Origin of the sequence: Fluviicoccus sp., from assembly GCF_030646115.1 — a bacterium.
Lineage (GTDB): Bacteria > Pseudomonadota > Gammaproteobacteria > Pseudomonadales > Moraxellaceae > Fluviicoccus.
Genome location: NZ_JAUSMX010000030.1, coordinates 1 through 2980, shown reverse-complemented (window position 1 = coordinate 2980; position 2980 = coordinate 1). Strand labels below are relative to the sequence as shown.

Sequence of the window (2980 nt, the reverse complement as noted above, 5' to 3'; positions counted from 1 at the left end):
CCCCCGGAATTTCCGGGGTTGATGGCCACATCGGTTTGTATCAGGGGCAGGTAATCGCCGGTATCGCGCTGCTTGGCGCTGACGATCCCCGCTGTCACCGTATTTTCAAGACCAAACGGCGAGCCGATGGCCATCACCCATTCACCCACTTTCAACCGGTTGATGTCACCAATTTTCACAGCCGGCAAACCCGTGGCGTCAATCTTGACGACTGCAACATCGCTGCGCTTGTCGGCGCCGATGATCCTGGCCTTGAATTCACGCTTGTCGGTCAGGGTGACGATCACTTCGTCCGCGCCATCCACCACATGCGCATTTGTCATCACCAAGCCGTCTGCCGTGAGAATAAAGCCCGATCCCACACCGCGCGGCTGGTCTTCATCCTGCTCTGGCTGATTGCGGTCCGGGCGGGGAGCGCGCGGCAAATTAGGCGGCACAGGAATCCCAAAGCGGCGGAAAAATTCCAGCATCTGCTCGTCGACGCCTGACGCGTCGGAGGCTTTGACTTTTTGAAGCGTTCGGATGTTGACCACCGATGGACCGACCTGCTCAACCAGTTCAGTGAAATCAGGCAACCCACGCACTTGCGCCCACACTGGCTTGGCCGGCAGCAAGCCGGCAACGGAAACGGCAATGGTCACCAGCAGACCTGCTGCAAGATAAGAACGCAGCGGTTTCCAGTTCGATTCAAGCATCATCAGCCTTTTCATAAATAAAGTTCTCTGGCAAGCGTGGTTATTGTTAAATTCAATCTAGGCACATGGGGCCAGCAGCCCCAAAAACAAACTGACAACGTTTGACGAGCTGCTACTTCCTGCGTTCCAGTCCGTTGGCAAAAAGCCGCAAAGTCGTCAAGGGAACTTCGCCCATCACCGTGACCCAGTAGGCATCCAGCTGCCGTGTCGCGGCCTGGGTGGCCCCCATGGACAGGCTGGACGCCTTGCCATGTCGCTGCGGGTCAAAGGGTTCCACAAAAATGGAAACCGAGGCCAACCCGTCAGAAAAAATCCATTGCATCGGTTCCTGGCCGGCCATGGCACTGGCTGGCGTCGCCGGCCGCTTGTAGCAACTCACGGGCTTGAAGCCGGGCACGGGCGTTTTCAATACCCAGCCTTGCGCGCCGGCCGTGGTCTTCACCAGCACGGGCTTTTCGACACGGTAACCGTCTGCCTTGCCCATCATCTGCAACAGCTTGTCCATCTTGACGGGCGCGTCGAGCTGCAACTCCGAGAATGCGGCTTGCTCAAGCACTTGCCCATCGGTATCCAGCGTCTGCAGCTTCACCACCAAGCCATTCTTCTGCTCGGTCCAGATGCGGTAGCCGAACCTGAGCTTGTCCTTGGGAACGAGCACGACGATGTCGGCATCCACGCCAGCCACGCGCTCAGCACCTTCCAGCCGGACTTTGTAGAAGTCGGCAATGCGGCGGTCGGTGGATTGCAAGACACCTGGAAACAGGCCCAGGGATTCGCGTTTTTCCCGCCTCACCACCTTCTGGTCAGGCAGGAAAGTAACGACCTGATCGTTGTGCCGGAAAATGGACCGCGGCGGCCCCGTGAGTGTCTCTACCCGCTCCATTTGCTGGTTGCCTTCGCAGACATGCCATATCTTGGCACTCGACATGGCCTCTCCAGACGATACGACAAAGGTCCCGATATAGGCACGGCTTTTTGAGGCCTCGTGCATGCGCGTCAACCAGTCGTCAATGCTCCTGGACTCTGCCGCGGTGGTCGCAGGCACCGGCACGGTTGCCAGTGGATCACCCTGAGCTGCTACATAATTCATAGCCAGCAACATAGCTATCATGCTGGCTAAACGCCTAAAAGTCGTTAATTTCATGAAGCTGCAAAACCGGTGAGGCAAGTGGCCGCGCACTCAGCGCCCTGCACGCTGTGGCGCTTCAAAAGTGGCATTTCGCAAGAATCCCGAGGGCAGTTGCAAGGCCGAGTTGCCACTCAACTGCGCATGCGCGGCCAGCAACTCCTCAAGCCTGGCATCGCGCACCATCAAGCCCTGCGGCGAAGCCACCACCACTTGCGGGGAGCCGCCCGCCTGGGCCAGTTGCGGTGCTGCAGCCGGCAGAGCCAGCAAGCCAGAGGCATTCCACGCAATCGCCGAAACTGCAGCCAGGGAAGCGAAGCCGGCGACAAGCTTCCAGCGCAAATTTCCGTCATTGGCGGCGGTGCCGCGGTGGTGCGTCAACGCACCGGCGCCCTGGGTGGACGGCGCTGAATCTAAACCAGGCCGCAGCGCGCCAGCCAAAGTCTCCTGTGCCAGGCGCTGGTTAAGCCGGTCGACAAACGCCAGGTCCGCACCCTTTGACAGACGCAAGGTTCCACGCGCGGGAAGGCGCAGGACATCCCCGATCAGGTGGTAGCTGTCCCAACGCGCCAGGGCAGACGCGTCTTGCTGACAAGCTTGCACTGCGGCGACAAAATCATCACCTGCCAATTGGCCATCGGCCAAGGCGGACAGGAGTTCGCTGGTTTGCATAGACGGTTTCATAAGGTTCATGGCAGGCGAGCTGCCGCTTCTATCCATAAATAACTGAAAAACCTGGCGGTCATTTCACCAGCGCTTGCCCGACTGGTTTTCCAGCAAAGGCTTGACCTTTCCCGATATCGCTTCGCGCGCCCTGAAGATGCGGGAACGCACGGTGCCAATGGGGCAACCCATGGCCTCTGATATTTCCTCATAGCTGAGCCCTTCAATTTCACGCAGTGTGATGGCCTGCCTGAGCTCTTCGGGCAGCGCATCCATGGCCGCATTGATAATTTCTGCAATTTCCTTGCTGGCCAGCACCGCATCGGGGGTCTCTGAACTTGTTAGTTCGTGTTCCGGCGGGGAAGTTTCATCGTCATCCCCTGATTTGAAGGAATTTTCCGACACGGTCGGATTTCGCTTGAGGTCCATCAGGGCTTTCTTGGCCGTATTGACTGCAATCCGGTAGAGCCAGGTGTAGAACTGGGCCTCGCCCCTG

At 58.6% G+C, this 2980-nt stretch carries 4 protein-coding genes; all 4 read right to left on the bottom strand.

The features are described 5' to 3' along the window. Positions 1 to 710: trypsin-like peptidase domain-containing protein (locus Q7T36_RS17190; RefSeq protein ID WP_304851669.1), on the bottom strand; the 710-nt coding region annotated here is incomplete at its 3' end. Between the two features lie 97 nt (positions 711 to 807). Next, positions 808 to 1806: a MucB/RseB C-terminal domain-containing protein gene (locus Q7T36_RS17185; RefSeq protein WP_304851667.1), complete on the bottom strand. Its 999-nt coding sequence runs from the start codon at positions 1804 to 1806 to the stop codon at positions 808 to 810. A 69-nt stretch (positions 1807 to 1875) separates the two neighbouring features. Next, entirely contained in the window at positions 1876 to 2493 is a 618-nt protein-coding gene (locus tag Q7T36_RS17180; protein WP_304851664.1) for a sigma-E factor negative regulatory protein, read from the bottom strand. Positions 2494 to 2568: 75 nt separating this feature from the next. After that, on the bottom strand, positions 2569 to 2980 hold a 412-nt coding region (locus Q7T36_RS17175; protein ID WP_304851661.1), incomplete at its 5' end, for a sigma-70 family RNA polymerase sigma factor.

What these genes read in the sequence shown, in the direction of transcription:
- Q7T36_RS17180 (WP_304851664.1), bottom strand. Translation starts at nt 2,493, where the DNA reads ATGCAAACCAGCGAACTCCTGTCCGCCTTGGCCGATGGCCAATTGGCA.
- Q7T36_RS17185 (WP_304851667.1), bottom strand. Translation starts at nt 1,806, where the DNA reads ATGATAGCTATGTTGCTGGCTATGAATTATGTAGCAGCTCAGGGTGAT.